This is a genomic window from Alloyangia pacifica, from assembly GCF_020524285.1.
In the GTDB taxonomy this organism is placed as follows: domain Bacteria; phylum Pseudomonadota; class Alphaproteobacteria; order Rhodobacterales; family Rhodobacteraceae; genus Salipiger; species Salipiger pacificus_B.
Map to the genome: position 1 here is coordinate 534532 of NZ_JAIVKX010000002.1, position 25663 is coordinate 560194.

Consider the following 25663-nt stretch of genomic DNA (forward strand, 5'->3'; position numbering starts at 1 on the left):
GGCGGTGCCGCGAGGTGCCGCCCCTTTGCTTTGTCGCAACGCCAACCCGCCCCGAATCTAGCCGCCCGGAATCAAGCCGAAGGCGCCGGGCGAGCACCCGCCCCTCCCGGCGGGCCGGCGCTTTTCATCGGTGCAAGACGTTCGAGGATCGGCCGGACGTGCTGGGGATAAATCGCAGAGCACAAAAGTCGCGGCGCCACCCCACGGGCCGGCGCTCGCCCGGCTCCCGTTTGCCCCGGCACGACGCCTCCACCCCACAGCTTGCCGCTTTCGGACATGTCGCATCCGCCCCCTGCGCGCATCCTGATCCCATGACCGAGCGCAACGCCCCCCTCGTCGTCTTCACCCCCTCCGGCAAGCGCGGCCGCGTGCCCGCCGGAACGCCGGTGCTCGAGGCCGCTCGGCAGCTCGGGGTGGATCTCGACTCGGTCTGCGGCGGGCGCGGCATATGCTCGCGCTGCCAGGTCGCCCCCGCTTTCGGGCAGTTCGCCAAGCATGGCATCACCTCCACCGAGACCGCCCTCTCCGACTGGAACAAGGTCGAGGCCCGCTACGCCGAGAAACGTGGCCTTGTCCCCGGGCGCCGCCTCGGCTGCCAGGCGCGGATCCTCGCCGACGTGGTGATCGACGTGCCGCCCGAGAGCCAGCTGCACCGGCAGGTGATCCGCAAGGATGCCGATGCCCGCCCGGTCGAGATGGACCCGGCGCTGCGCCTCTGCCTCGTCGAGGTCGCCCCGCCGGATATGGACGCGCCGACCGGCGATCTCGAACGCCTCACCGAGGCGCTGCGCGAACAATGGGGCATCGAGGGCGCCACAATCGCCCGGCCCGTTCTGGCAACACTCCAAACCACTCTCCGAGAGGGCAACTGGACCGTCACCGCCGCGCTGCACCGGACCTCTGCGGAGGCCCCGCCGTGTATCACCGCCCTCTGGCCGGGGCTGCTCGAGGGCGATCTGCATGGCCTCGCCATCGACCTCGGTTCGACCACCATCGCCGCGCATCTCGTCTCGCTGCGGAGCGGCGAGGTCGTGGCCTCCGCCGGCGTGATGAACCCGCAGATCCGCTTCGGCGAAGACCTCATGTCGCGCGTCTCCTACGCGATGATGAACCCCGGCGGCGCGGCGGAGATGACCGCGGCCTTGCGGGCTGCGCTGGATCGCCTCGTGCAGGAGATCGCCGCCAGCGCCCGCATCGAAACGGACCGCATCCTCGACGTGACCCTCGTCGGCAACCCGGTGATGCACCACCTGCTGCTCGGCCTCGACCCGGTGGAGCTGGGACAGGCGCCCTTCGCGCTCGCCACTTCCTCGGCCCATGATCTGCCCGCGCGCGCGCTCGGCCTCACCGCCCTGCCCGCCGGCGCGCAGGTCTACCTGCTGCCGCTCATCGCCGGGCACGTGGGCGCCGATGCCGCCGCCGTCGCGCTCTCGGAAGCCCCCGACCGCTCCGACGAGCTGATGCTGACCGTCGATGTGGGCACCAATGCCGAGCTCCTGCTCGGCAACCGCCGCCGCGTGCTGGCCTGTTCCTCGCCCACCGGCCCGGCCTTCGAGGGCGCGCAGATCAGCTCCGGCCAGCGTGCCGCCCCCGGCGCCATCGAGGCAATCCGCATCGACCCCGAGACCAAGGAACCGCGTTTCCGCGTCATCGGCTGCGAGCTGTGGTCGGACGATCCCGGCTTTGCCGCGGGGACCGCGAGAACCGGCATCACCGGTCTTTGCGGCTCGGGGATCATCGAGGCGGTGGCCGAGATGCGCATGGCCGGGCTGGTGGACGCGGGCGGGCTGATCGGCTCGGCCGCGCAGACCGGCAGCCGGCGGATGATCCCCGAGGGCCGAACGCATGCCTACCTGATCCACGACGGCAGCGCCGCGGGCGGGCCGGTGATCACCGTGACGCAGGCCGACATCCGCGCCATCCAACTGGCGAAAGCCGCGCTCTACGCCGGGGCGCGGCTGCTGATGGACGAGATGGGGGTGGACAAGGTCGATCGCGTGGTGCTGGCCGGGGCCTTCGGCGCGCATATCTCGCCGCGGCACGCGCTGGTCTTGGGGATGATCCCCGACGTGGCTGTGGCGCAGGTCACCTCGGCGGGCAATGCCGCGGGCGCCGGCGCGCGCATCGCGCTCTGCAGCCTCGCCGCCCGGCGCCGGGTCGAGGCGCTGGTGCGGCAGATCACCAAGGTCGAAACCGCCATCGAGCCGCGTTTCCAGGAGCATTTCGTCGCCGCGACCGCCATCCCCCATGCCAGCGCGCCCTTCGCCGAGACCCGCCGCGCCGCGCCCCTGCCCGAGCCGTCGTTCAACGCCGAGGGCCCGCGCCGCAGGCGGCGCTAGGCCGCGGCCACGATCTGATCGACCAGGTTTCGCAGATCCCCGAAATAGCCCCCGGACCGCGCGGGCCGCATCGGGTCGGAGGTGATCGCGACGACCATCTCGCGCTCGGGCACCACCACCAGCATCTGCCCGCCGTAGCCGCGGGCGTAGGCCGCCTGCGCGCCGTCGAAGCGGGTCAGGAACCAGCCATAACCGTACGCATCGCCGGAAAACGGCGAGCGCGCCCGCGGCTGCCAGGAGGTCTCGAGCCAGCGCTGCGGCACCACCTGCCGCCCCTCCCATTGCCCGCCGCGGCGCACCATCTCGCCGATCCGCAGCAGACCTCGCGGGGTGACCGCCATGTCGTTGCCGCCAAGAAAGCGCCCCTGCGGATCGCGCACCCAGGGCGCGAACTCGATGCCCAGCGGATCGCCGAGACCCTGCCGTGCAAGGCGCAGCAGGCTCGCGCCCGTCGCCTCCGAAAGCGCCGCGCCGAGCACGTGCCAGCCGCCGGTGGAATAGATGAACCGCCCGCCCGGCCGCGCCTGCGGCTCGGGCTGCAGCGCGCTGTCAAGCCAATTGTCGCTGGCCACCCAGGCGCCGTAGGAGCCGCCCGAGGTCCGCACCAGCCCGGCGCGCATGGACAGCAGGTCGCCCACGGTGAGATCGTCGCGGCTGTCCCCGCTCGGCCCGCGCCCGAGCAGCGGCAGCACCGGGGCCTCGACCCCGGCGATGTCCCCCGCGTCGATGGCAATGCCGGTGAGCAGCGCCAGCAGCGTCTTCGACACGGATTTCACATTGGCCACGCGGTCGAGACCGCCGCCGCGAAAAGACTCTTCGAAGACCGGCGCGCCCCGCTTCCACACCAGCAGCGCATGCAACTGGTCCAGCGCTTCGGCCCGCGCCTCCCAGGGCCGGGCCTGGGCCAGCGCAGGGCTGGCGAGAGCGGGCGTCGCGAGGAGCGCGGCGGTGCCGCTGAGAAAGCGGCGGCGGGAGAGGGGCGGGTTGGGTGTCATACGCAAGACCCTCGGTCCTCGTCCCCGCTCCGGCAAGCCAACGTGTCATCACACCCGCGTGTGGCGCAAATCTCCATCGCAGCCGCTTGACGCGCCCGCGGCGCCCGCGTAGATCGTCTGACAGAGCGCGGGTATGATGTAATGGTAGCCTGTCAGCTTCCCAAGCTGAACGCGCGGGTTCGATTCCCGCTACCCGCTCCACCTCTTCCAAGTTCTCCGAAATCTCCGCCTGCCCGGTGCTTTGCCCGGTCAGCCGTTCAGTGCGCCGCCCGCAGCCGCTGGCGCAGCAGCCGGACGCCTTCCCGCACCTCGCCCCGCACCGCCCCCTCGCGCGGCGCATCGCGCAGCGTGGTCAGCAGCGCCTCCTCCGGTCGCCCCTTGCGCGCCCAGACCTGCCGCCGCAGCACCGCCTGCGCCGCCGCGGGCAGCCGTTCCGGCACCTCGCGCCCCGAGACCGTCGCCCAGACCAGCGACCAGCAGCGCGGCGCGCTCCACGGATTGTAGCCGCCGCCGCCCGAGACGATCATCGCCGGGGCCAGTTCGCGCAGCGCCGCCGCCGCCCGCGCATGGGCGTTGTTCGACAGCGCCAGCCGCGCCAGCGGATCCTCGAGCACCGCATCCGCCCCGCATTGCAGAAAGATCGCATCGGGCCGGAAGGCCGCGACCGCGGGCAGGATCATCTCCTCGAGCACATGGGTGAACTCGCTGTCGTTGAAGTCCCGCGGCACCGGCAGGTTGAAGGCCGCGCCCCCGGCCCGATCCGTCAGCGCCCCGGTGAACGGCCAGCGTTTCGCCTCGTGCACCGAGATCACCCGCACCCGCTCGGAGCCGTCGAAGGCGATCTCCACCCCGTCGCCGTGATGTGCGTCGATGTCCACATAGGCGACGCGCCGCATCCCAAGCCGCAAGAGGTGGCGGATGGTCAGTACCGGCTCGTTGAGAAAGCAGAAGCCGCTGGCCCTGTCGGCAAGCGCGTGATGGGTGCCGCCGCCGGGGTTGAACACCACGCCGCCCTGCGCCGCGACCATCTCGGCGGCCAGCAGCCCGCCGCCCACGGCGGTCGCCGGGCGCCGGTACATCTCGGGAAAGACCGGGTTCGACAGCGTGCCGAGCCCGTGGCGCTGCCGCACCTCCTCGGCCACGGCCCCCGCCGCCTCCGCCGCCTGCAGCGCCGCCACGTAGCGCGGCGAGTGGAATTCGGTGAGCGCCACCGGTTTCGCCCGCGGCGAGACCCGCCACGCCCCGGCCGGCAGCCAGCCGAGCGCGCGGCACAGGTCGATCACCGCCGGCACCCGCTCGATCGACAGCGGATGCAACTTGCCGTAGCGCGAGCCGCGGTAGATCTCCGAGCCGATGAATGTCGCCACGCGGGCCCTCCGCTTCTTCTCTTTCCAAATACGCCGGGGGTGAATTTGCCGCAGGCAAAGAGGGGGCTGCGCCCCCCGCTCGCCCCCCTCCGGCGCTACCCCGCAATCGCCCGGAGCGCCCGGGTGCGCGCCGGGGGGATCGCCGCGGTCTCGACCCCGGTGAAGACGTGCAGCGTGTTCATCTGCCGGTCCACCACCGCGTGATCGCTGACCCAGCCGCCCATCCCGAGGTAGGTGCGCAACAGCGGCGGGATCAGCTTGAGACCGCCGCGCGCGTCAACGGATCCCGAAGCGAAGCGCACGACCTCGCCGGCCTTGACGCCGATCTGCCAGCGCGCGGGCGCGGCATGGCGGGCGCGCAGGAAACCGAAGGCGGGCGCGTAGCGCGCCGGGTCGGTGCCGGCGAAGCTTGCACAGCCGAAGAGCAGCCGCGCGCCGCCGCGGTCCACCAGCGCGGCGATCGCGCCCCAGGCCAGCCGCAGCACGTCCGGATCGACCATCCCCGGTCGGGTGCAGAATCGCCCCAGTTCGATCAGCGGGCCGCCGAAACCCTCGAGCTTCGAAAGGTCGTAGAACTGCGCCGAGTAGCTGCCGCCGATCTCGGCGCTGGTCTCGAGCCAGAGGTAGCGGAAGCAGGCGAGCGGCAGCCCGCTCTCATCCTCGATCAGCACGTGGCGGCAGCGCACGTCGAGCGGATCGGCGTCGGGGGCGGCACCGGGCCCGAAGAAGGCGAGCGCGCGCAGCGCCTGTGCCTTCGAGAGGTCCTCCGGTCCCGCCGCGCGCCGCGCGCGGAACCGGCCGCGGGACAGGAGCAGACCACCCTCCCCCGAAGCATCCTCATGCACGCGGGAGGCCATGGTCAGCGCCTCACATCTGGTCCAGATCGCCGAGGGTCAGGCCACCGATATTGCCGAAGAGCTTGCGGATGAAGCCCATTTCGCCATCGTTGGTGCGGGTGATGCGGCGGGTGATCGGCACGACGTGACCGTCTTCCAGCCCGTAGCGCGAGATATTGTCGACCACGCCCTGGCCGTCGAAGGTGATCGCGAGGACCTCGCGGTCGACCACCTCGGGCTCCTGCCAGGCGAAGCTGCGGACCTGCGACTCGATGTAGTAGTAGCCGCCCTGGTCGCGCACGCCGGCGGCGGAGGGCACGCCGATCATGTCCTCGACCGTCGCGCGCGTGTCGATGCCGGGCACGATCTGCAGCAGATCATCTTCGCGCGGCACGTAGCCGTGGGTCTGGTACTGCGCCGTGCAGGCAGACAGACCCAGGGCCGCGGTTCCAGCCAGAAGCGCAAATCTCAACCGTGATACCATGGACGCAGTCCTGCCCCTTGCCATGCCCCTGAGGGCCTTCTATCCCGCATTACACAACCGAGCCAAGCGCTTCAAGCAAAGGAAAGGCGAGCCCATGGACAGAGGCGGAAACCCCGCGCGGCTGCGCGTCTCGACACTGCGCCGCGACGTGGCCACAGAGTTTGATTTTCGCCCCGAGGCCGAGGAGCGCGCCGCGCTGGCCGAGGAACTGGGGCTGCTGGGGCTGCGCAAGGCCCGGCTGGCGGGCCGGCTGAGCCCCGAGGCCGGCGGCGCCTACCGGCTGACCGCCGATCTCGGCGCCACGGTGGTGCAGCCCTGTGTCGTCACGCTCGATCCGGTGACCACGCGCATCGACGAGGAGGTCTCGCTGCTGTTCCGCCCGGCGCAGCAGATCGCCGAGCCCGACCCGGGGTCGGAGGTCGAGGTGCCCGAGGAAGAAGAAGAGCCGCTGCCCGACGTGATCGAGCTGCGCCGGATTCTCGCCGAGGCGCTCTCGCTGGCGCTGCCGCCCTACCCGCGCAGCGCGGCGGCGCAGGAGATGGCCGACGCAGCGCCGGAAGAGCCCGAAGAGGACCCTTCCGAATCTCGTCCGAACCCGTTTGCCGGGCTCGCAGAACTGCGCGATCGGCTCTCGAAGGACGAAAAAGACGAAGACTGAGCCCGTGCGGCGCGAAATCTCTCTTGCGTCTTTGCAAGAAATACCTATTTTCGCGCCTTCATCGGAATTCCGGGTTGCAAGCCTCCATGGGTTAAGACTATGAGGCCGGGCACGCCCGAACGTTATCGGGCACCCGTATAGCCCCCACACGCGAACAATCGAGGTTGAGACATGGCCGTCCAACAGAACAAAGTATCGAAATCGCGCCGCAACAACCGTCGCGCCCATGACGCGCTGGTCGCGGCCAACCCCAACGAGTGCAGCAACTGCGGCGAACTCAAGCGTCCGCACCACGTCTGCCCGTCCTGCGGCCACTACGCCGACCGTGAGGTCGTCGCGATGGCTGACGAGATCGACCTGGACGAAGACGCAGCATAATCTGCGGAAAGGCCCGGTCGTCGCATGACATCCGCAATGGATAACCGTCAGGCGCACGGGCCTCTGGTCCTCTCCATCGACGCCATGGGTGGCGATCGCGGGCCGGCAACCATCGTTGCCGGTCTTTCCGCCTTTGCGCGGAAGCATCGCGATGTCCGCTTCCTGCTGCACGGACCCGAGGCCGAGTTGCGCCAGCTGGTGGACAAGCACAAAGGCTTGCCCGCCCAGGTCGAGATTCGCGACGCTTCCGGCGTCGTATCGATGGAAGACAAACCCAGCCACGTGATGCGCAACGGGCAGGACACCTCGATGTGGTCCACGCTCGACGCGGTGCGCAACCGCGAGGCCACGGTTGCGGTTTCCTGCGGCAACACCGGCGCGCTGATGCTGCTGTCGATGGTGCGGCTGCGCAAGCTGCCCGGGGTCAACCGCCCCGCCATCGCGGTGCTCTGGCCCTCGCGCAACCCGCAGGGCTACAACGTCATGCTCGACGTTGGTGCCGATATCCGCGCCGACGCGGATGACCTTCTGAAATACGCGATGATGGGCGCCTCCTATGCCCGCAACGGTCTGAACCTCGAGCGCCCGCGCATCGGCCTGCTGAACGTCGGCACCGAAGAGCACAAGGGCCGCGCCGAGCTGAAGGCCGCGCATGAGCTCATCACCGCCAACGCCGAGGCCGGCGCCTTCGATTACGTCGGTTTCGTCGAGGGTGGCGACATCCCCGGCAAGCGCTGCGACGTCATCGTCACCGACGGCTTCACCGGCAATATCGCGCTGAAGACCGGCGAAGGCACAGCCTCGCTGATCAATTCACTTCTGCGCGAGGCTTTCACCTACTCGCCGCTGTCGCGGCTCGCCGCCCTGCTCGCCCTGAGTTCGCTCAAGCGCCTGCAGGCACGCGTGGATCCGCGCCGCAAGAACGGCGGCGTCTTCCTCGGCCTCAACGGCACCGTGGTGAAATCTCACGGCGCGGCGGATGCCACCGGGGTGGCCGCAGCGGTGGAACTGGCCTATGACCTCGCGCAGTCCGGCTTCGGAGATCGCCTGGCGGCCCGCGTTGCCAACGCGGCGGCCGTCGCCGAGACCGAAGCCACCGCCGACCCGGCGGACGCCACAGATACGAAGAAAAACGGAACAGGCACATGAGCATCAGGGCGAAGGTCGCGGGCATCGGGCACTACCTGCCCCAGCGTGTGGTCCCCAACGCGGAATTCGAGAAAACCCTCGACACCTCCGACGAATGGATCCGCTCGCGCTCCGGCATCGAACGCCGCCACTTCGCCGCCGAGGGGGAAACCACCTCGATGCTCGCCGCCCATGCGGCCGAGGCCGCGCTGAAGGATGCCGGGCTCGAGGCCCCTGATCTCGACGCGCTGATCGTCGCCACCTCGACCCCCGACCTGACCTTCCCCTCCGCCGCCACCATGGTGCAGGCCCGCATCGGCATGACCGGCGGCTTTGCCTTCGACGTGCAGGCGGTCTGCGCCGGCTTCGTCTACGCCCTGTCGACCGCCAACGCGATGATCGTCTCGGGCCAAGCCAAGCGCGTCATGGTGATCGGCGCCGAGACCTTCTCGCGCATCATGGACTGGACCGACCGCGCCACCTGCGTGCTCTTCGGGGATGGCGCAGGCGCGCTGATCCTCGAGGCCTCCGAGGGCGCGGGCAGCGCCGCCGACCGCGGCATCCTTTCGGTCGATCTGCATTCCGACGGCCAGTTCCGCGACCTGCTCTACGTCGACGGCGGCGTCTCGACCCAGTCCACCGGCCACCTGCGCATGGAGGGCAAGGAAGTCTTCCGCCACGCGGTGGAGAAGCTCGCCAAGACCGCGACCGCGGCCATGGAGAAGGCCGGCGTCACCTCGGAAGAGGTCGATTGGGTCGTGCCGCACCAGGCCAACATCCGCATCATCAACGGCACCGCCAAGAAGCTGGGCCTGCCGATGGAACGCGTCGTGGTCACCGTGCAGGACCACGGCAACACCTCCGCCGCCTCGATCCCGCTGGCGCTTTCGGTCGGCAAGGCCGAGGGCAAGATCAAGTCCGGCGACGTGGTGGTCACCGAGGCCATCGGCGGCGGTTTGGCCTGGGGCGCTGTCGTCATCCGTTGGTGAGCGCAAAAATCCGGCAAAATCCGGCCCTTGCAGGCGACAAGCCGGCAAGGGCTGCTTGACTCGGAATCCGCCTGCCCCCTATGCTGTAGCGCAACCTTGGGAGGCTGCCAAATGAGTGACAAGACATTGACGCGCATGGATCTCAGCGAAGCGGTGTTTCGCGAGGTCGGGCTGTCGCGCAACGAAAGCGCCGAACTCGTCGAGTCGGTGCTGCAGCACATGTCCGACGCCCTGGTCCGTGGCGAGCAGGTGAAGATCTCGTCCTTCGGCACCTTCTCGGTGCGCGACAAGGCGGCGCGCATCGGCCGCAATCCCAAGACCGGCGAAGAGGTTCCGATCCAGCCCCGCCGCGTCCTGACCTTCCGCCCGTCGCACCTGATGAAGGAGCGCGTGGCCGAGGGCAACAAATCCTGATCCGGCACGGTGCCCACCGGGTCCCGGGCCTGACGGCCGGACCTGCGCCCCTGACCGGTCCAAGACATATCTGAAGCCTGCGCGCCCGTCCGCGGCCCCGCGCAGCAGGGGGTAAGACCGCATGAGCAAGTCGCGCGACGCATTCCGCACCATCTCCGAGGTGGCGGAGCTTCTGGACACGCCGGCGCATGTGCTGCGCTTCTGGGAAACCAAGTTCAGCCAGGTGAAGCCGGTGAAACGCGCCGGTGGCCGGCGCTACTATCGCCCCAATGACGTCGCCCTGCTTGCCGGCATCCGCCAGCTCCTGCATGACGATGGGCTGACCATCAAGGGCGTGCAGAAGGTGCTGCGCGAGCAGGGCGTGAAGCATGTCGCCGGCATCGCGCCGCCCGCCGAGCTTCTGGAGGACGGCAACGTCTCCGACCAGCGCCCGGTCGACGCCGCAGCGATCCCTGCCGATGACTACATGGCCAGTACCGCCATGGTCGAAGACACCGAGCCGGAGCCGCAGGAGAGCGCGACGGTGCTGCCCTTCACCCAAGCCGCGACCACGCCCCAGCCCGAGGCGCGGCCTGTGGCCGCCGAGAGCGCGCCTGTGCCCACGGATGGCGAGGACGAGACCCCGGTCCTGACCGCCGCCACGGCCCTCTTCCCCGAAATCGAGGATCCCGCGCCGCACGCCCCAGAACAGGGCGCCCTGTGGGACGAGGATCCCCAGAGCACCGCTGCACCGGCAGAGGAGGCCGCGTCCGAACCGCCTGCCCCCTCGGAACTGCCGGAGTTCATCACCGAGTCGCTCGAGGAGCGCGCGACAGACAACCATGCCGCCCCCGCGGACCTGCCCGAGCTCCCCGATCTGTCGACCCTGCCCCGGCCCGCACCGGGCGCGCTCGCACGGCTGGCGACCCTCGGGTCGATCGACGCCGCGCGGGCCGCGGAACTGGCCCCGCATGTCGCCGCGCTGCGCGACTTTCTCGCCGCGCGGCAGGGCGCACGGTTGACCCGAGGGTAGCGGTGAAAAAACTTTCATCTTTGGGGTTGTGCGTGCTGCGAAAACCAGTATGAAACGGCCTCACAAGTCGGGCTATAGCGCAGCCTGGTAGCGCGTCCGTCTGGGGGACGGAAGGTCGCAGGTTCGAGTCCTGCTAGCCCGACCAAATTCTCCCCACCGCCGTTTCTGACTTGTCCGCCTCCGCCCGGGGGCGAGGAAACGGCCCCGCCAACCCGCTGGCGGTAAAGCGGAATTCCCGAACATTCAGCGACCTCCCGGCTCCGAGCGCCAGGCGTCACCTGCCGCGCCGCTCCAGCGTCACCTGCAGCGCACAGCCCGCGCGCAAGGCATGCGGCACGCCGCATTCCTCGTTCCCTTCGCCCCCGCCGCTTGCTAAGCACGATCAACGCAATACAGGGGATCGTGACGATGACAGGGGTGCTCGCCAGCCAGCAGATTTCGGCGCTCGTGGAGCGCGGAGCGATCCACATTCAGGCGCCCCTCGTCGACGGGCAAATCCAGCCCGCGAGCCTCGATCTGCGGCTCGGCACCGAGGCGATCCGGGTGCGCGCCTCCTTCCTCGCCGGCGAGGGCCGGACCTTGGCCTCGCGGCTCGAGGAATTCGAGATGCACCGCGTCGATCTGACCGAGGGCGCCGTGCTCGAGAAGGGCTGCGTCTACGTGGTGCCACTGCTCGAAAGCCTCGACCTGCCCGATGACCTGACCGCTGTCGCCAATGCCAAGAGCTCGACCGGCCGGCTCGACCTGCTGACCCGCACCATCACCGACGGCGGCACCGAGTTCGACCGGATCGCCGCGGGCTACAGCGGCCCGCTCTACGCAGAAATTTGCCCCCGCTCCTTCTCAGTGCTGGCGCGCACGGGCATGCGGCTCAACCAGATTCGCTTCCGCCGCGGCCAGTCGGTGCTGACCGACGCCGAGCTGACCGAGCTGCACGCCTCCGAAACCCTCGTCACCGGCGGGCCGGCGGTGATCAGCGAGGGGCTCGGCTTCTCGGTCGACCTGCGCCCCGAGGGTACCGACCTGGTGGGCTGGCGCGCCAAGCCGCACACCGGGGTGATCGACCTCGACCGCATCGGCCATTACGATCCCGCCGAGTTCTGGGATCCTCTGCATGCCTCGCGCGGGCAGCTGATCCTCGATCCCGACGCCTTCTACATCCTGGTGAGCCGCGAGGCGGTGCATATCCCGCCGCGCTTCGCCGCCGAGATGGCCCCCTATCTCGCCATGGTGGGCGAGTTCCGCGTGCATTACGCCGGCTTTTTCGATCCAGGCTTCGGCCATTCCGCCGCCGGTGGCACCGGCTCGCGCGGGGTGCTCGAGGTGCGCTGCCACGAGGCGCCGTTTGTGCTGGAGCACGGGCAGATCGTCGGGCGGCTGGTCTACGAACGCATGGACGAAACCCCGGCGCAGCTTTACGGCGCGGGCATTGCCTCGAACTACCAGGGCCAGGGGCTGAAACTCTCCAAGCACTTCCGCGGCTGAGCGTCATCTGTGACGATTCACGCCGCCGCGCAGAGCACCACGCCGCGGTCACCCTCTGCCTGCGCAGTGCGCAACGCCTTGCGCGCGCGGACAATCGACGGCGCCGGATCCGCATCGCCACGCCGGGCCATGACCGCCGCGGCCAACAGGCGGATGCGCCGCATGTCCTGCTCCGGATCGCGCAGCTCGCCCACCGTGGCGCACAGCTGCGCCGCGCGCTCCCCCAACGATTCCAGCGAGCAGCCCCGCGCCATCAGGAGCAGGCTCAGGTCTTCCTCTCGGCAGAGCAGCTCCTCGGGTGACAGCGCGCGCTGCAGGGCGGCGGAGACGCGCCGCAGCATCCGTTCCGCCGCCTCGGAACCGCTGTGCCGCGCGACCTCGGCAATCCCCTCGATCTCGATCAGGATCAGCCCGTGGCTCATGATCGGCCCGAAGGTGGCGCTGTAGAGTTCTGCGGAGGCGCGCCAGCGCATGCCGGTCGAGGGATCGCGCAGCGCCGCGTTGTAGAGCCGCCATTCCGTCAGCCGCAGCCGGGTCGCGCTGGCATCGTATTTCATCCCGAGAAAGAGGATCACCGCCAGCATGGTCAGAGCATCCAACGCCATGACCGCCACGCTGGAGGTCGCAAGCCAGGGCTCGGGGATGAAGCGCGCCGCGACGGCCTGCAGCGCCACCAGTGCCAGCCATGCCAACAGGATCCCACGCACCACCCGGCCCGACCCCGAGTCGCTAACCAGCGGGCGCAGCAGGCTTCGGCGGGCGTGGCGCGCGACATTTGCGATGCCGAGCGCGAGCAGCATGGCCGAGGTCGACAGCGACATCTCGCCAAACAGCAGCCGCGCGTCGTTGAGATAGCCGATGGCCGCGACAAAGGGCAGCCCGAGCGCCATGAGCGACTGGCCGAAGGAGGACTTGGGGAGCCGCCGGTAGCACAGCTGGCCACCGGCGAGCAGCACGAAGGAGGCCGCCGTATTGCCGCCCATGCGCCCGGCGCCGACGTCCAGCCCGGCCCAATAGCCCAGCCCGGTCAAGCCGCAGACCGCGATCACCAGCAGCCAGACGAGCGTCTCGCGCGGATCGGAGCGCTGCAGCGGCCTCTGCAGCAGCGTGGCGGCAAGCGCGCAGGCCCCGGCGAGCAGCGTCGGAAGCGACAGCGCGCTTTGCCCGCTCGGCGCATAGAGCCGCGAGATGCCGTAGATATGCCCCTCTGCCGCGATCAACAGCACGGCCCCGGCCAGGACCAGGCAGACCTTTCGCGTCCAGGCGAGCGGCCGGAGACTGGGATGCGCCGGGCTCAGGAAGACCCCGTCACGGGCCTCGAGCGCATGAAAGCTTGGGCTGTGGTCCAAGGTGCTCACCTCCGGCAAATCGGGTTCCGAAGGTCGAGGCTGACACAGGCGGGTTAATCCCAGGACAAGTACCGGAGCGATCTCCCGCGGCCTTGGCTCCGAGATGCGGAAAATTTTCAGAGCATCCACGCGAAGCGCAGCGCCATCGGGCGGCAAATATGGAAGCCTGACTTACGCATTCGGAAACGGCGTGGGCGAATTAACGCCGGGCCTGCCGACTAGGTTCCGCGCCCCAACACCAGGTAGCGGATATTCGCGCAAATACCTTAAAATCAATAACTTCTGCATGTTTTTTCAGTCACCCTGGGAACGTCTTCGCAGCAGGGCGGGTTGGAGGTCCACAAGGCGGCACCGCAGCGTGCCCTGCCAAGAACCTGAAAGGACACGAACATGAACACCAAGAAAACGCTCCTGCTCTCGCTTCCCCTTGTCGGTCTTGCCGCGGCCCCCGTCTCCGCCGCCATGAGCGCCTCGGCGACCACCGAACTGAACCTGCGTTCGGGCCCGGGCCCGCAGTACGAAATCCAGAACGTCATCCCCTCGACCGCCAAGGTCGACGTCGAAGGCTGCCTGGCCGACGCTGAATGGTGCGAAGTGAGCTACGAGGGCGTGTCGGGCTGGGCCTATTCCGCCTATCTGACCACCCCGGTCGAGGAAGAGCCCGTCGTGCTCTACGAGAACCGCGAGCGTCTCGAGGTGAACACCGTGACCTATGACGACACCAGCAATGCCGCCGCCGGTGCCGGCGTGGGCGGTGCCTGGGGCGCAGCCGTGGGCTCGCTGATCGTCGGTGGCCCGGCCGCCGTGGCCGCAGGCGCGGTGATCGGTGCCGTCGCCGGTGCCGCCAACAACGTCGAGGAAAAGACCGTGACCTACGTCGAGTCGAATCCGGTCGAGCCGGTCTATCTCGACGGTGAAATCGCCGTGGGTGCAGGCATCCCGCAGGAAATCGAGGTCTACGAGGTTCCGGAAAGCGACTACGCCTACCTGAACGTGAACCAGCAGCCGGTGGTGATCGACCCCGAGACCCGCCGCATCGTGAAGATCGTGCGCTAATTGTCTTTCATGTTAACGAAAAGGCCCCGCTAATGCGGGGCCTTTTTGCGTTCAGAGGGGTTCAATCCTCGAAAAGCTCGGACTGGCCGGGGGCTTCCTCCTCTTCCTCCGGCTCACGCTCAGGCAGCGGCACGACGCCCGGCGGCGGGCGGTTGTCCAGCAGACCCGCGGCGCGCAGTTCCTTGAGGCCCGGCAGGTCGCGGGCGCTCTCGAGGCCGAAGTGGTCGAGGAATTCCTCGGTCACCACGAAGGTCACCGGGCGGCCCGGGGTCATCTTGCGGCGGCCGAAGCGGATCCATTCCATCTCGAGCAACTGGTCGACGGTGCCGCGCGACACGCTGACGCCGCGGATTTCCTCGATCTCGGCGCGGGTCACCGGCTGGTGGTAGGCGATGATCGCCAGCGTCTCGATCGCGGCGCGCGAGAGCTTGCGCGTCTCCACCGTCTCCTTCTGCATCAGGAAGCCGAGGTCGGGCGCGGTGCGGATCGCCCAGGCATCGCCGACCCGCACCACGTGAACGCCGCGGCCCTCGTAGCGCTTGCGCAGGTAGGCCAGCGCCTCGGCAGGATCGCAGCCATGCGGCATGCGGTCTTCCAGCTCGCGCACGGTCACCGGCTCGGCGGAGGCGAAGAGGATGGCCTCGACCATGCGCTCCTGGTCGCCCATGGGCGGCGCTTCGAACAGGCTCTCGGTGTCGTCCTGCGCCGCGCGCCGTTCGGCGCGGCTCAGCTCTGTCTCGTCACTCACGCGGTGTCTCTCTCTTGCGCAGCTCGATGGGCGCGAAGGTGTCAGTCTGGCGGATCTCGGCGTGGCCTTCCTTTACCAGCTCGAGCGAGGCGGCAAAGGTCGCGGCGGTGGCCGAGCGCCAGCGCTGCGGATCGCCGGACCAGCCGTCGGGCATCCAGCGGGAAATGTCGGTCCAATCCCCGGCGAAGCCGATCATCCCGCGCATCCGGTCGAGTGCCTGCTCCATGGTGAAGACGTCGTGGCGGTCCATCACGAAGGGGCGGAAGTCGTCGCGGGTGCGGGTGCGGGCGTAGCCCTGCATCAGGTCGAGCAGCGAGGCGGTGTATTTCACCTTCCGCACGCGCTGCATGTCCTCGGGGACACCGCGGGCAAAGAAGTCGCGGCCCAGCCGGTCGCGCGCCATCAGCCGCGCCGCCACGTCGCGCATCGCCTGCAGCCGGTGCAGCTGGAACGCCAGGTGCGCCGCCAGCTCCTCGCCCGAGGGCCCCTCTTCGGTGGGATCGGGCGGCAGCAGCAGGCGCGATTTCAGGAAGGCAAGCCAGGCGGCCATGACGAGGTAATCGGCGGCGAGCTCGATGCGCAGCTCCTTGGCCTTCTCGACGAAGCCGAGATACTGCCGCGCCAGCTCGAGGATCGAGACCTTGCGCAGGTCGACCTTCTGGGTGCGCGACAGCGACAGCAAAAGATCGAGCGGCCCCTCGTAGCCCTCGACGTCGACGATAAGCGCCTCGGCCGCAAGGCGGTCGGCGACGCTGAGCGTCTCGAACTCCAGTTGCGCATCGTCCTGCATCGGTGATCAGCGGGGTCCGGCCAGCAAGGCCTCATGCTCCGCCCTGAGCGCCGCCATGTCAATCTCGGCGGGGACGGTGCGGGCGCTGAGCGCCGCCTCGGCGCGCGCCTGCGCCGCCTCGGTCATCCGGCCCGCGGCCGCGACCACCGGCACCATGTCTTCCATCTTGCCGTTGCAGTGCAGCACCACGTCGCAGCCCGCGGCCACCGTGGCCGCGCTGCGCTCGCCGATGCTGCCCGAAAGCGCCTCCATCGACAGGTCATCGCTCATCAGCAGGCCTTGGAAGCCGATGTTCTCGCGGATCAGCGCGATCATCTCGGGATCGACGGTGGCGGGACGGGTGTTCAGCCCCTCGTAGACCAGATGCGCGGTCATCGCGAGGGGCAGCTCGGCAAAGGGCCGGAAGGCGGCGAAGTCGATGTCCTCGAGTTCCTCGCGCGGCGCAGAGACCCGCGGCAGGTCCTTGTGGCTGTCGAGCTGCGCGAGCCCATGGCCCGGCAGGTGTTTCATCACCGGCAGCACGCCGCCGTCGCTGAGCCCCTTGACCACCGCCTGGCCCATCTCGATCACCTGATCAACGCTCTCGGCATAGCAGCGGTTCCGCAGGAAGGCATGTGTGCCCGGGCGCGCGACGTCGAGCATCGGGGCGCAGTTGCCGTCGATGCCCACCGCCAGCAGCTCGGCGGCGATGATCCGGAACCGCAGCTCCATGGCGCGGGCGGCGTGCGCCCCGGCCTGCGCCACCTCGTCGAGCGGCGGCAGGAACTCGGTGGCCAGCGGGGCGCGCAGGCGCTGCACCCGGCCGCCCTCCTGGTCGGTGAAGACCGGGGCGTGCCAGCCAACGGCGGCGCGCAGCTCCGAGGTCAGCGCCCGCAGTTGCTCGGCGCTCTCGACGTTGCGGGCAAACAGGATGAAGCCGAAGGGGTTGGCCTCGGCAAAGAAGCGTTTCTCGGCGGCGCTCAGGGTCAGACCGAGCGGCGCGAGGATGGTGGCTCCGAAGCGGCTCATCGCGTGGTCACCGGGATGCAGTCGGCATTCTCGGCGACGAAGGCGGCGCAGAAGCGGCGCGCGTCGGCAAGGTCGGTGAAGCCCGCGGCGCGCAGCCGGTAGAAGGTGCGCCCGCCGGAGCTGGCGCGCTCGATCACCCGGTCCTTGCCGTCCATGAACTCGCCGAAGCGGGCGCTGAAGCGCTCCCACTCCTGCCGTGCAACATCTTCACTGGCATAGGCACCGAGCTGCGCGAGGCGGGTGCCGGCGGGCAGCGTCTCGGCGTTGATCTCTTCGGGGCCGGTCGGTTCGGGTGCCGCGGGCGCCAGCGAGACCGGCTGATTCAGCAGATCGCCGGGGCGGGTCTCGGGGCGGCGCGAACGGATCAGCGCGCCCGCGGGGGCGGCGCCGGTGACGCTGGCGACAAGCTCGCCCTCGCCATCCTCGGGGCCGAGATCGCTCAGCGGGCGGGCATTGGCGGCGATCTGGTCGGCCAGGGCTTGGATCGGATCGTCCTCGGCGTCGGGGTCGAACGCGGCCCCGGCATCGTCGCCGGAGAGCGCAGCCTGGGCCACCTCGGCCTGGCGCTCACGCAGCGAGGCGAGGCGGTCCTGCGGCATGTCCTCGTCGGAGAGGCCAATGCCCTGCGGTGCCAGCAGCAACCGGTCGGCGCCGGGCTCGGCAAGGCCGGTGCCCGCGACGGCGTTCACCGAGAGGCCGATGTGATCGGCGGTCGAGCCGCCCGGGTCCTCGGGGGCGACCCGCATCGGGCCGTCCATCGCCTGCACCACGGGGATGCCGTTCACGTCGCGCATGAGAAGCTCGTAGCCCCACATCCCGACGCCGACGACCAGCGCAAGCGACACCGCTGCGCCGGCCCAATTCGCCAGGGATGCTGCTCTCCGCCCGGTCGGGGCCGGTGCTTCCGGCCCGTCGTAGGGGTAATCCGCCATGTTTGCCTCGGTCTGCCTGTCGGACCGGCACGGGAGATCCCCGCCGGCCATCTTGCTCTGCTCAGTCGCCCCGAGGCGCCTTGGGATCAGCGCATCTCTTCTGCCGGGGTCACGCCCAAGATACCAAGACCGGCCGAAATGACAACCGCGACGGCCCGTGCCAGCGCGATTTTGCCTTGGCTGACAGCAGGATCGTCCTGCAGGAAGCGCAGTTCGGGCTCGTCGTGGCCGCGGTTCCACAGGCCGTGCAGGTCGGAGGCCAGCTCGTTGAGCCAGATCGCGACCTTATGCGGCTCGTGGCCCTTGGCAGCGATCTCTACGATGCGCGGCCATTCGGCGACCTTCTTGGCCAGCGACAGCTCGGCCTCGTGCGCCATGCCCGAGAGATCGACACCGGCAAGCGCTTCATCCGACACGTCAATTCCCGCCTCGACCGCCTTGCGCAGCACCGAGCAGACACGGGCGTGGGCATATTGCACGTAAAACACCGGGTTCTCGCGGCTCTGCTCCACTGCCTTGGCGAAGTCGAAGTCGAGCGAGGCGTCGTTCTTGCGGGTCAGCATGACGAAGCGGGTGACGTCGGGGCCGACCTCCTCGACCACGTCGCGCAGGGTCACGAAGGTCCCTGCCCGCTTGGACATCTTGAATTCCTCGCCGTTCTTGAACAGCTTGACGAGCTGGATCAGCTTGATGTCCAGCGGCACGGTGCCACCCGACAGCGCCGAGACCGCCGCCTTCATCCGCTTGACGTAGCCGCCATGGTCGGCGCCGAAGACGTCGATCAGCATGTCGAAGCCGCGGCTCACCTTGTCGTAGTGATAGGCGATGTCCGGGGCGAAATAGGTCCAGCTGCCGTCCGACTTCATGATCGGCCGGTCGACGTCGTCACCGTGCTCGGTCGACTTGAACAGGGTCTGCTCGCGCGGCTCCCAGTCCTCGGGCTTCTTGCCCTTCGGCGGCTCCAGCACGCCGCGGTAGATGAGGCCCTTCTCCTTCAGCGAGTCGATGGCGGCCTCGATCTTGCCGGTGCCGTAGAGCGACTTTTCCGAGAAGAAGTGGTCCATCTTCACGCCGAGCAGCGCCAGATCCTCGCGGATCATGCCCATCATCTCGTCGGTGGCGAACTCGCGCACCTCTTCGAGCCATTCGGACTCGGGCTGGTCGACGTATTTGTCGCCGACCTGCGCCTTTAGCTTCTCGCCAACGCCGATCAGGTACTCGCCCGGGTAGGTGCCGGCCTCGAACTCGACGGTCTGGCCGTGGGCTTCGAGGTAGCGCAGGTACACCGACCGCGCCAACACGTCGACCTGCGCGCCGCCGTCGTTGATGTAATACTCGCGGGTGACGTCATAGCCGGCGTAGTCCAGCAGCGAGGCCAGCGCATCGCCGAAGACGGCGCCGCGGGTGTGGCCGACGTGCATCGGCCCGGTGGGGTTGGCCGAGACATACTCGACGTTGACCTTGAGCCCCTGCCCCATCTCCGAGCGGCCGTAGTCGGTGCCCGACTTGAGCACGGCCGCCGGCAGCGCCTGCCAGACCGTCGGGTCGAGGCGCAGGTTGAGGAAGCCCGGGCCCGCCACTTCGGCCACGGCGATGCGGCTGTCGGCGCCGAGCTTGGCGGCGAGCGCCTCGGCGATGTCGCGCGGCTTCTGCTTGGCGGGCTTGGCCAGCACCATCGCGGCGTTGGTCGCCATGTCGCCATGCGAGGCGTCTCGCGGCGGCTCCACCGTCACGGCGGCGGTGGCGAGGCCCTCGGGCAGCGCGCCTTCGGCCTGCAGCGCTTCGATCGCCTGAATCACAAGCGCGCGAATGTCGGTGAAGAGGTTCATCTGTCTGTCTCCATACGGTCGGATGCTCCTCTACCATCTTGGCCCGCAGGGTCAAATGCCGAGACGCGCCAAGGCGCAGGGATTGCATCCCCCTGCGCCGGAACGCCGCGGAAAACGGGCCGCAGCGTCTTAGTCCGCCCGCGCCCCCTTCAGCGTGTCGTTGCCGTTCTCGTCGCGCCGCCCCTCGGAGCGTTCCTCGCGTTTCGGCGCCAGCACCACCAGCCGCACGCCGTCGGCCTCCTTCGGCGTGTCGTCGGGCCCCAGCAGGCGGAAGGTGCCGTTCGGCCCGAGGTCGGCGACGATCTTCGCCTGCGGGTTCTTCGCGCGCCAATCCGCCATGGTGAACTCTTCGGTCAGCCGCGAGACGCGGAACTCCCAGCCCTGGGCGATGCGCGCATTGGCCTCGTCGTAGCTCTCGTCCGGGCCGAAGCGCTGGCCGCCGAGCGTCGCCGGCAGCGCGTGGCGGCTCGAGGCGCCGCGCGCGCGCTTGAGCTGGAAGATGTGCTCGCGGCCGAAATCCGGTGCGAGGTCGGTGGCCACCAGCGTGTTGTAGGCGTCATTGTCGGTGGCGGCGATCAGGCTCTCGTAGCTCACCAGGTCGAGCCGATGCTCGGCCGCCTCGGACAGGATGTCGCCGAAGAAGGTGTCGAGCCCCGCCTCGCGCGCGTCGCGGAGGTGGGCGTGGTTGGGATCGGCAATCAGCACCGGCAGCTCCAGCTTCTTCAGCGCCACGCCAAGCGCCACCGACCAGCGCGAGCCGCCGGTGATCAGCACGCCGGGGGTCTCGGTGGCGGTCTGCCCCAGCGCCCGCGCCATCGGCGCGAGCGTGAAGCCGTGCAGCACCACGGTTGCGGCCACCAGCGCGAAGGCGAGCGCCGGGATCCGCGCCGCATCGTCGACGCCGAGCGCCACCAGCCGCTGGGCAAACAGCCCCGCCACAGCCACCAGCACAACGCCGCGCGGCCCGGTGAAGGCAACCATCAGCCGCTCCTTCCACGGCACGTTGGTGCCGATCAGCGAGATCAGTACCGGCACCGGCCGCGCCAGCAGGATCACCGAGAGCACGAAGGCCAGCGCCTGCCAGTCCAGCGAGAGCAGCATCTCGCGGCTCATGTTGGCAGCCAGCAGGATGAACACCCCCGAGACCAGTAGGATCGTCGCGTGTTCCTTGAAGCGGCGCATCTCCTCGTAGCTCGGCAGGCCGGCGTTGGCGATCCACACGCCCATCAGGGTCACCGCCAGCAGCCCGCTCTCGTGCAGCACCGAGTCGGCCAGCGCGAAGACCACCAGCATCGCCACGAAGAGCACCGGCACCTTCATGTATTCCGGCACCTTGCCGCGCTTGAAGGCCTGCGACAGCCCCCAGCCGCCGAGCACGCCGAGCGCCGCCGCCGCGAGGATGCCCACCGCCATGTCGGCCAGCGCCTCGCCGAGCGAAGCCGCGTCGACCAGCACCGAGACCAGCTCGAAGGCCAGAACCGCCGCCAGCGCGCCGACCGGATCGTTGACGATCGCCTCCCATTGCAGCAGCGCCGCCGGGCGGTGCTTGAGCCGCGCCTGCCGCAAGAGCGGCGCGATCACCGTGGGGCCGGTGACGATCATGATGCCGCCGAAGACCGCCGCGCTTTCCCAGCTCAGGCCCGCCACCCAGTGCAGCGCCGCCGCCGAGGCGATCCAGCCGAGCGGCGCGCCGACGAAGATCAGCCGCCGCACCCCGAGCCGCGCGTCGCGCAGGCCCTGGAAGTTCAGCGTCAGCCCGCCCTCGAAGAGGATGATCGCCACGGCGATGGCCAGCATCGGCTCCATCAGCGCGCCGAAGTCCTGGTGCGGATCGAGCACCCCCAGCCCCGGCCCGATGGCGAGCCCCGCGAGCAGCATCACCACGATCGCCGGCAGCTTCATCCGCCAGGCCAGCCATTGCGAGCCGACGCCGAGCGCCCCCACGAGGGCAAACCCCAGCAGCGGGTCGATCCCGCCTGTTTCCGGTCCGGTCATGTCAGGGCCCTTTCGCCAGCCGATATCCACCCGCCGCCATGATCTGGGCCGCGGGGGCGATCTGTCCAGTGCGATGATCGCGGGTCGCCGGGGGCGCGCCTCAGCGCGCGTCGTGCAGGATGTCGGTGCCGGTCAGCTTGGCGTGCTGCAGCAGCGCGAAACGGTCGGTCATCCCCGCCACGTAATCGGCCACCATCCGCGCCAGCTCGGTCTCGCTCTTGGGGTCGGTGGCGCGCCAGCGCGCCGGCAGCAGCAGCGGGTTGTCCATGTAGATCGGGAAGAGCTCCATCAGCGCCTGGGTCACCTTCTCGCGGATCACCACCACCGAGGGCGCGCGGTACATGCGGGTGAAGAGGAAACTCCGCACCTGCTTCAGCTCCTGGTACATCTCGTCCGAGAAGGCCACCACCGGATGCCCGAGCCGGCGGATGTCGTCGCAGCTCTGCGGGTCCGCCGCCTCGATGCGGGCGCGGCTGGTGTCGATCACGTCGCTGACCATGAAACCGAAGACCCGGCGCAGCGCCTCGTGGCGGCGGCGGTAGGCATCGAGGTTCGGATACAGCCGGTCGACCTCGGCGTAGGCGGGCTTGATCAGCGGCAGCTCGGCGATCTCTTCTTCGGTGAAGAGTCCGGCGCGCAGCCCGTCCTGCAGGTCGTGGTTGTTGTAGGCCACGTCGTCGGCGATCGCCGCCACCTGCGCCTCGCCGCTGGCATGGGTGTCGAGCTCGAGATCATGCTCGGCATTGTACTCGGCCAGCGCCAAGGGCAGCGTCTCGCCCTCCTTCAGCGGCAGCAGCGGCCCGTTGTGCTTGGCGATGCCCTCGAGCGTGTCCCAGGTCAGGTTCAGCCCGTCGAACTCGGCGTAATGGCATTCGAGCCGGGTGACGATGCGCAGGGTCTGGGCGTTGTGGTCGAACCCGCCGTAGGGCGCCATCAGCGCGTGCATCGCGTCCTCGCCGGTATGGCCAAAGGGCGTGTGGCCGAGGTCATGCGCCAGCGCCACCGCCTCGGTGAGGTCGGTGTTCAGCCCCAGCGCATTCGCCATGGTGCGCGCCACCTGCGCCACCTCGATGCTGTGGGTGAGCCGGGTGCGGTAGAAATCGCCCTCATGCTCGACGAAGACCTGGGTCTTGTGCTTGAGGCGACGGAAGGCCGAGCTGTGGATGATGCGGTCGCGGTCGCGCTGGAAGCACGAGCGGAACGCGCTCTCCTCTTCCGCCACGCGCCGGGGCCGTGCCCCCTCGGGATCGCAGGAATAGATCGCCATCAGTCTTCCGCCTTTCACGTGCCTCGTGTTTCGGCCCCGCCGATGCATGCCGGATGGTTGCCGCTGCTCTCGCGGTTCCCTATATTATGGCTTGACCGGGAGATAAACCTTTGAGGCACCCCATGAACCTGCCCCCGAAAGTGACTGAACGCGCCTATGAGCGCCTCGCCGAGATCGGCGCCGGCGCCCAGGGCAAGGCGCTGCGCGTGGCCGTCGAGGGTGGCGGCTGCTCGGGCTTCCAATATGACATCAAGCTCGACGAGGCCGCCGAGGACGATCTCGTTCTGGAGCGCGCCGGCGAGCGCGTGGTGGTCGACAGCGTCTCGCTGCCCTTCCTCGCCGACGCGGTGATCGACTTCTCCGAGGAGCTGATCGGCGCGCGTTTCACCATCGAGAACCCGAACGCCACGAGCTCCTGCGGCTGCGGCACCAGCTTCTCGATGTAACCCGCCGCACGGCGGCTCAGTCGAATGCGCCAAAGGGCCGCGGCACCCGCCGCGGCCCTTTTCGTTGGCCTATCAAGACCGCCCGCGACATACCTGAAGTCCACCGCGACACCGCGACACGAGGGCCTTTCCCCCGCACGGTCAATCGCAAGCTCACCCCGAGCCTCAATAGCTTCCAGCAAGCCTCTGCGAAAAAACAAAAAAGCGCGTCACAACCGGACGCGCCCTTCTTCTCTTTCCAAATACGCCGGGGTGAATTGCTGCGCAGCGGCAAGAGGGGCAGCGCCCCTCCCGCCCCGAGCGATCAATCCTCGGTCACGTCCCCGTCTTCCTCGGACATGTGGAAATCAAGCCCGTGCGCCGCGCGGATCTTGTCCTCGATGTCATTGGCGATCTGGCTGTTTTCCTTGAGGAAGGTCTTGGCGTTCTCGCGGCCCTGGCCGATGCGCTCGTCGCCATAGGAGTACCAGGCGCCGGACTTGTCGACCACGCCGGCCTTCACCCCGAGATCCAGCAGCTCGCCGGTCTTCGAGATGCCCTCGCCGTACATGATGTCGAACTCGACCTGCTTGAACGGCGGCGCCACCTTGTTCTTCACCACCTTGACGCGGGTCTGGTTGCCGACGACCTCGTCGCGGTCCTTGATCGCGCCGATGCGGCGGATGTCGAGACGCACGGAGCTGTAGAATTTCAGCGCGTTGCCGCCGGTGGTGGTTTCGGGCGAGCCGAACATCACGCCAATCTTCATGCGGATCTGGTTGATGAAGATCACCATGCAGTTCGAGCGGCTGATCGAGGCGGTGAGCTTGCGCATCGCCTGGCTCATCAGGCGCGCGTGCACGCCGACCGAGCTGTCGCCCATGTCGCCCTCGAGCTCGCTCTTCGGGGTCAGCGCGGCGACGGAGTCGACCACCACCATGCTGACCGCGCCGGAGCGCACCAGCGTGTCGGTGATTTCCAGCGCCTGTTCGCCCGTGTCGGGCTGCGAAATCAGCAGCTCGTCGAGATCGACGCCCAGCTTCTTGGCGTATTGCGGGTCGAGCGCGTGTTCCGCGTCGACGAAGGCGCAGACGCCGCCCTTCTTCTGTTCCTCGGCCACGGCATGCAGGGTCAGCGTGGTCTTGCCCGAGCTTTCCGGGCCATAGATCTCGATGATCCGGCCCTTGGGCAGGCCGCCGATGCCAAGGGCGATATCGAGCCCCAGCGAGCCGGTCGAGGTCGCCTCGATGTCGCGCAGGGCGTTGTCGCCGCCCAGTTTCATGATCGAGCCTTTGCCGAACTGCCGCTCGATCTGGGCCAGCGCCGAGTCGAGTGCCTTTTGCCGGTCCGCGTTTCGCTTGCTGTCCATAGTCAGAAGATCTGCCGTTGCCATGATTTCCGATCCTTATTTCATACCGCGTCCGGGGCGGCAATCGCTGCTTTCGTTCGCCTCTTGTTCTTATCGGCGGTTATGAGACCAAAAGGAGAACATTTCAAGCACCATCTGTTCTCACTGTTGCGAAACAGCGTTAAAGAGTGGTTTATCGACAAAAAGACCACGGTGTGAGGCAGGGGTATGCTGGTTTTCTGGAAGGCGCGGCTGGTGCTGCTTGCGGTCCCCAAGACGGGGACCTCGGCCTATGAGGCCGCATTGGGCCCGCATGCCTCGATGAGCGTGCTCGACCCGCCCGAGCTAAAGCATGCCCCGGTCTACCGCTACAACCGCTTCTTCCGCCCGATGTTCGAGAAGATCGGCGCGGAGCAGATGGAACTGATGGCTGTGGTGCGTGAGCCGATTTCCTGGCTCGGCTCGTGGTACCGCTATCGCCAACGCGATTTTCTCAACGGCAAACCCACCTCGACCCGCGGCATCAGCTTCGACGATTTCGTCGAGGCCTACACCCGCGGCGAGCGGCCGCCCTTCGCCAATGTCGGCAGCCAGGCGAAATTCGTCGAGCCGCGCCCCAACGGCACCGAGGTCACCCACCTGTTCAAATACGAGACCCAGGCAGAGATCACCGGCTTTCTCGAAGCGCGGCTCGGCCTGACGCTCGACCTGCCGCGCCAGAACGTCTCGCCGCGCGCCGATCTTGCGCTCTCGCCCGAGACCGAGGCGAAGCTGCGGCGCAAATGCGCGGCGGATTTCGAGCTCTGGACACGGGCGCGCTGAGCCTCCGGC

At 68.8% G+C, this 25663-nt stretch carries 24 protein-coding genes and 2 tRNA genes; 13 read left to right on the forward strand and 13 right to left on the reverse strand.

Annotation, left to right across the window (positions count from 1 at the left end; translation table 11 throughout):
* Nucleotides 1-311: 311 nt before the first annotated feature.
* Entirely contained in the window at nt 312-2339 is a 2028-nt protein-coding gene (locus LC039_RS03350) for an ASKHA domain-containing protein (RefSeq protein ID WP_226621639.1), read from the forward strand.
* Here the strand turns inward: LC039_RS03350 and LC039_RS03355 are convergent.
* The gene (locus LC039_RS03355; protein WP_226621782.1) at nt 2336-3334 is read right to left on the reverse strand and encodes a serine hydrolase domain-containing protein; all 999 of its coding nucleotides are present in this window, start codon (nt 3332-3334) and stop codon (nt 2336-2338) included. The two genes, LC039_RS03350 and LC039_RS03355, sit on opposite strands and share 4 nt — an antisense overlap.
* 127 nt (nt 3335-3461) lie before the next feature.
* On the opposite strand from LC039_RS03355, the gene LC039_RS03360 reads away from it, so the two are divergent.
* Nucleotides 3462-3535: transfer RNA gene (locus LC039_RS03360), tRNA-Gly, on the forward strand.
* A 56-nt stretch (nt 3536-3591) separates the two neighbouring features.
* On the opposite strand, the gene LC039_RS03365 is transcribed toward LC039_RS03360, so the two are convergent.
* The 3 genes from LC039_RS03365 to LC039_RS03375 all read right to left on the reverse strand — a co-directional run bounded on the left by LC039_RS03365 (nt 3592) and on the right by LC039_RS03375 (nt 6021).
* Nucleotides 3592-4701 (reverse strand): acetoin utilization protein AcuC, encoded by a 1110-nt coding sequence (locus LC039_RS03365; protein WP_226621640.1) that lies wholly within the window; start codon nt 4699-4701, stop codon nt 3592-3594.
* A 95-nt stretch (nt 4702-4796) separates the two neighbouring features.
* Nucleotides 4797-5558, reverse strand: coding sequence for a GNAT family N-acetyltransferase (locus LC039_RS03370; protein ID WP_226621641.1), 762 nt, complete (start codon nt 5556-5558; stop codon nt 4797-4799).
* A gap of 10 nt (nt 5559-5568) precedes the next feature.
* Nucleotides 5569-6021: an outer membrane protein assembly factor BamE gene (locus LC039_RS03375; RefSeq protein WP_226621642.1), complete on the reverse strand. Its 453-nt coding sequence runs from the start codon at nt 6019-6021 to the stop codon at nt 5569-5571.
* A 94-nt stretch (nt 6022-6115) separates the two neighbouring features.
* Here LC039_RS03375 and LC039_RS03380 point away from each other — a divergent pair, with 94 nt between their 5' ends.
* The 8 genes from LC039_RS03380 (at nt 6116) to LC039_RS03415 (ending at nt 12085) form a co-directional block, all read left to right on the forward strand.
* On the forward strand, nt 6116-6679 hold the full coding sequence (locus LC039_RS03380; protein ID WP_226621643.1) for a YceD family protein: 564 nt from the start codon (nt 6116-6118) through the stop codon (nt 6677-6679).
* Between the two features lie 171 nt (nt 6680-6850).
* On the forward strand, nt 6851-7057 hold the full coding sequence (gene rpmF, locus LC039_RS03385) for a 50S ribosomal protein L32 (RefSeq protein WP_066106415.1): 207 nt from the start codon (nt 6851-6853) through the stop codon (nt 7055-7057).
* Between the two features lie 24 nt (nt 7058-7081).
* Nucleotides 7082-8206: a phosphate acyltransferase PlsX gene (plsX, locus tag LC039_RS03390; RefSeq protein ID WP_226621644.1), complete on the forward strand. Its 1125-nt coding sequence runs from the start codon at nt 7082-7084 to the stop codon at nt 8204-8206.
* A complete protein-coding gene (locus LC039_RS03395) occupies nt 8203-9174 on the forward strand; it encodes a beta-ketoacyl-ACP synthase III (protein ID WP_226621645.1) in 972 nt (323 codons plus the stop codon). Before plsX ends, LC039_RS03395 begins: the two co-directional genes overlap by 4 nt.
* A gap of 111 nt (nt 9175-9285) precedes the next feature.
* Nucleotides 9286-9588 carry an integration host factor subunit alpha gene (gene ihfA / locus LC039_RS03400; protein ID WP_066106404.1) on the forward strand — a complete coding sequence of 101 codons (303 nt, stop codon included), beginning with the start codon at nt 9286-9288 and terminating at the stop codon, nt 9586-9588.
* A 121-nt stretch (nt 9589-9709) separates the two neighbouring features.
* Nucleotides 9710-10600, forward strand: coding sequence for a MerR family transcriptional regulator (locus tag LC039_RS03405; protein WP_226621646.1), 891 nt, complete (start codon nt 9710-9712; stop codon nt 10598-10600).
* Between the two features lie 68 nt (nt 10601-10668).
* Nucleotides 10669-10745 (forward strand) — tRNA-Pro (locus LC039_RS03410).
* Between the two features lie 263 nt (nt 10746-11008).
* On the forward strand, nt 11009-12085 hold the full coding sequence (locus LC039_RS03415) for a 2'-deoxycytidine 5'-triphosphate deaminase (protein WP_226621783.1): 1077 nt from the start codon (nt 11009-11011) through the stop codon (nt 12083-12085).
* Nucleotides 12086-12102: 17 nt separating this feature from the next.
* Here LC039_RS03415 and LC039_RS03420 read toward each other — a convergent pair whose 3' ends face one another.
* Nucleotides 12103-13434, reverse strand: a complete 1332-nt coding sequence (locus tag LC039_RS03420) for a diguanylate cyclase domain-containing protein (RefSeq protein ID WP_226621647.1) — start codon at nt 13432-13434, stop codon at nt 12103-12105.
* Between the two features lie 390 nt (nt 13435-13824).
* Here LC039_RS03420 and LC039_RS03425 point away from each other — a divergent pair, with 390 nt between their 5' ends.
* Complete coding sequence (locus LC039_RS03425; RefSeq protein ID WP_226621648.1) at nt 13825-14490, forward strand: DUF1236 domain-containing protein; 666 nt, start codon at nt 13825-13827, stop codon at nt 14488-14490.
* 61 nt (nt 14491-14551) lie between these two features.
* Here the strand turns inward: LC039_RS03425 and scpB are convergent, their stop codons facing one another.
* From scpB to LC039_RS03460, 7 genes are all read right to left on the reverse strand, one after another.
* Nucleotides 14552-15157 carry an SMC-Scp complex subunit ScpB gene (scpB, locus tag LC039_RS03430; RefSeq protein WP_226621784.1) on the reverse strand — a complete coding sequence of 202 codons (606 nt, stop codon included), beginning with the start codon at nt 15155-15157 and terminating at the stop codon, nt 14552-14554.
* Between the two features lie 73 nt (nt 15158-15230).
* Nucleotides 15231-16028 carry a segregation and condensation protein A gene (locus LC039_RS03435; RefSeq protein WP_226621649.1) on the reverse strand — a complete coding sequence of 266 codons (798 nt, stop codon included), beginning with the start codon at nt 16026-16028 and terminating at the stop codon, nt 15231-15233.
* Nucleotides 16029-16034: 6 nt separating this feature from the next.
* The gene (gene nagZ / locus LC039_RS03440) at nt 16035-17036 is read right to left on the reverse strand and encodes a beta-N-acetylhexosaminidase (protein ID WP_226621650.1); all 1002 of its coding nucleotides are present in this window, start codon (nt 17034-17036) and stop codon (nt 16035-16037) included.
* Nucleotides 17033-17968 (reverse strand): SPOR domain-containing protein, encoded by a 936-nt coding sequence (locus LC039_RS03445; RefSeq protein WP_226621651.1) that lies wholly within the window; start codon nt 17966-17968, stop codon nt 17033-17035. The genes nagZ and LC039_RS03445 overlap by 4 nt, the downstream gene beginning before the upstream one ends.
* Before the next feature lie 86 nt (nt 17969-18054).
* Complete coding sequence (gene argS, locus LC039_RS03450; protein WP_226621652.1) at nt 18055-19797, reverse strand: arginine--tRNA ligase; 1743 nt, start codon at nt 19795-19797, stop codon at nt 18055-18057.
* A 129-nt stretch (nt 19798-19926) separates the two neighbouring features.
* Nucleotides 19927-21792: a cation:proton antiporter gene (locus LC039_RS03455; protein WP_226621653.1), complete on the reverse strand. Its 1866-nt coding sequence runs from the start codon at nt 21790-21792 to the stop codon at nt 19927-19929.
* 100 nt (nt 21793-21892) lie between these two features.
* The gene (locus tag LC039_RS03460; RefSeq protein ID WP_226621654.1) at nt 21893-23059 is read right to left on the reverse strand and encodes a deoxyguanosinetriphosphate triphosphohydrolase; all 1167 of its coding nucleotides are present in this window, start codon (nt 23057-23059) and stop codon (nt 21893-21895) included.
* A gap of 122 nt (nt 23060-23181) precedes the next feature.
* Here LC039_RS03460 and LC039_RS03465 point away from each other — a divergent pair, with 122 nt between their 5' ends.
* Entirely contained in the window at nt 23182-23505 is a 324-nt protein-coding gene (locus tag LC039_RS03465) for a HesB/IscA family protein (RefSeq protein WP_226621655.1), read from the forward strand.
* 304 nt (nt 23506-23809) lie between these two features.
* Here LC039_RS03465 and recA read toward each other — a convergent pair whose 3' ends face one another.
* Nucleotides 23810-24877 (reverse strand): recombinase RecA, encoded by a 1068-nt coding sequence (recA, locus tag LC039_RS03470; RefSeq protein WP_226621656.1) that lies wholly within the window; start codon nt 24875-24877, stop codon nt 23810-23812.
* 183 nt (nt 24878-25060) lie between these two features.
* Here recA and LC039_RS03475 point away from each other — a divergent pair, with 183 nt between their 5' ends.
* Nucleotides 25061-25654 (forward strand): gamma-glutamyl kinase, encoded by a 594-nt coding sequence (locus tag LC039_RS03475; protein WP_226621657.1) that lies wholly within the window; start codon nt 25061-25063, stop codon nt 25652-25654.
* The last annotated feature ends 9 nt before the right edge of the window (nt 25655-25663 follow it).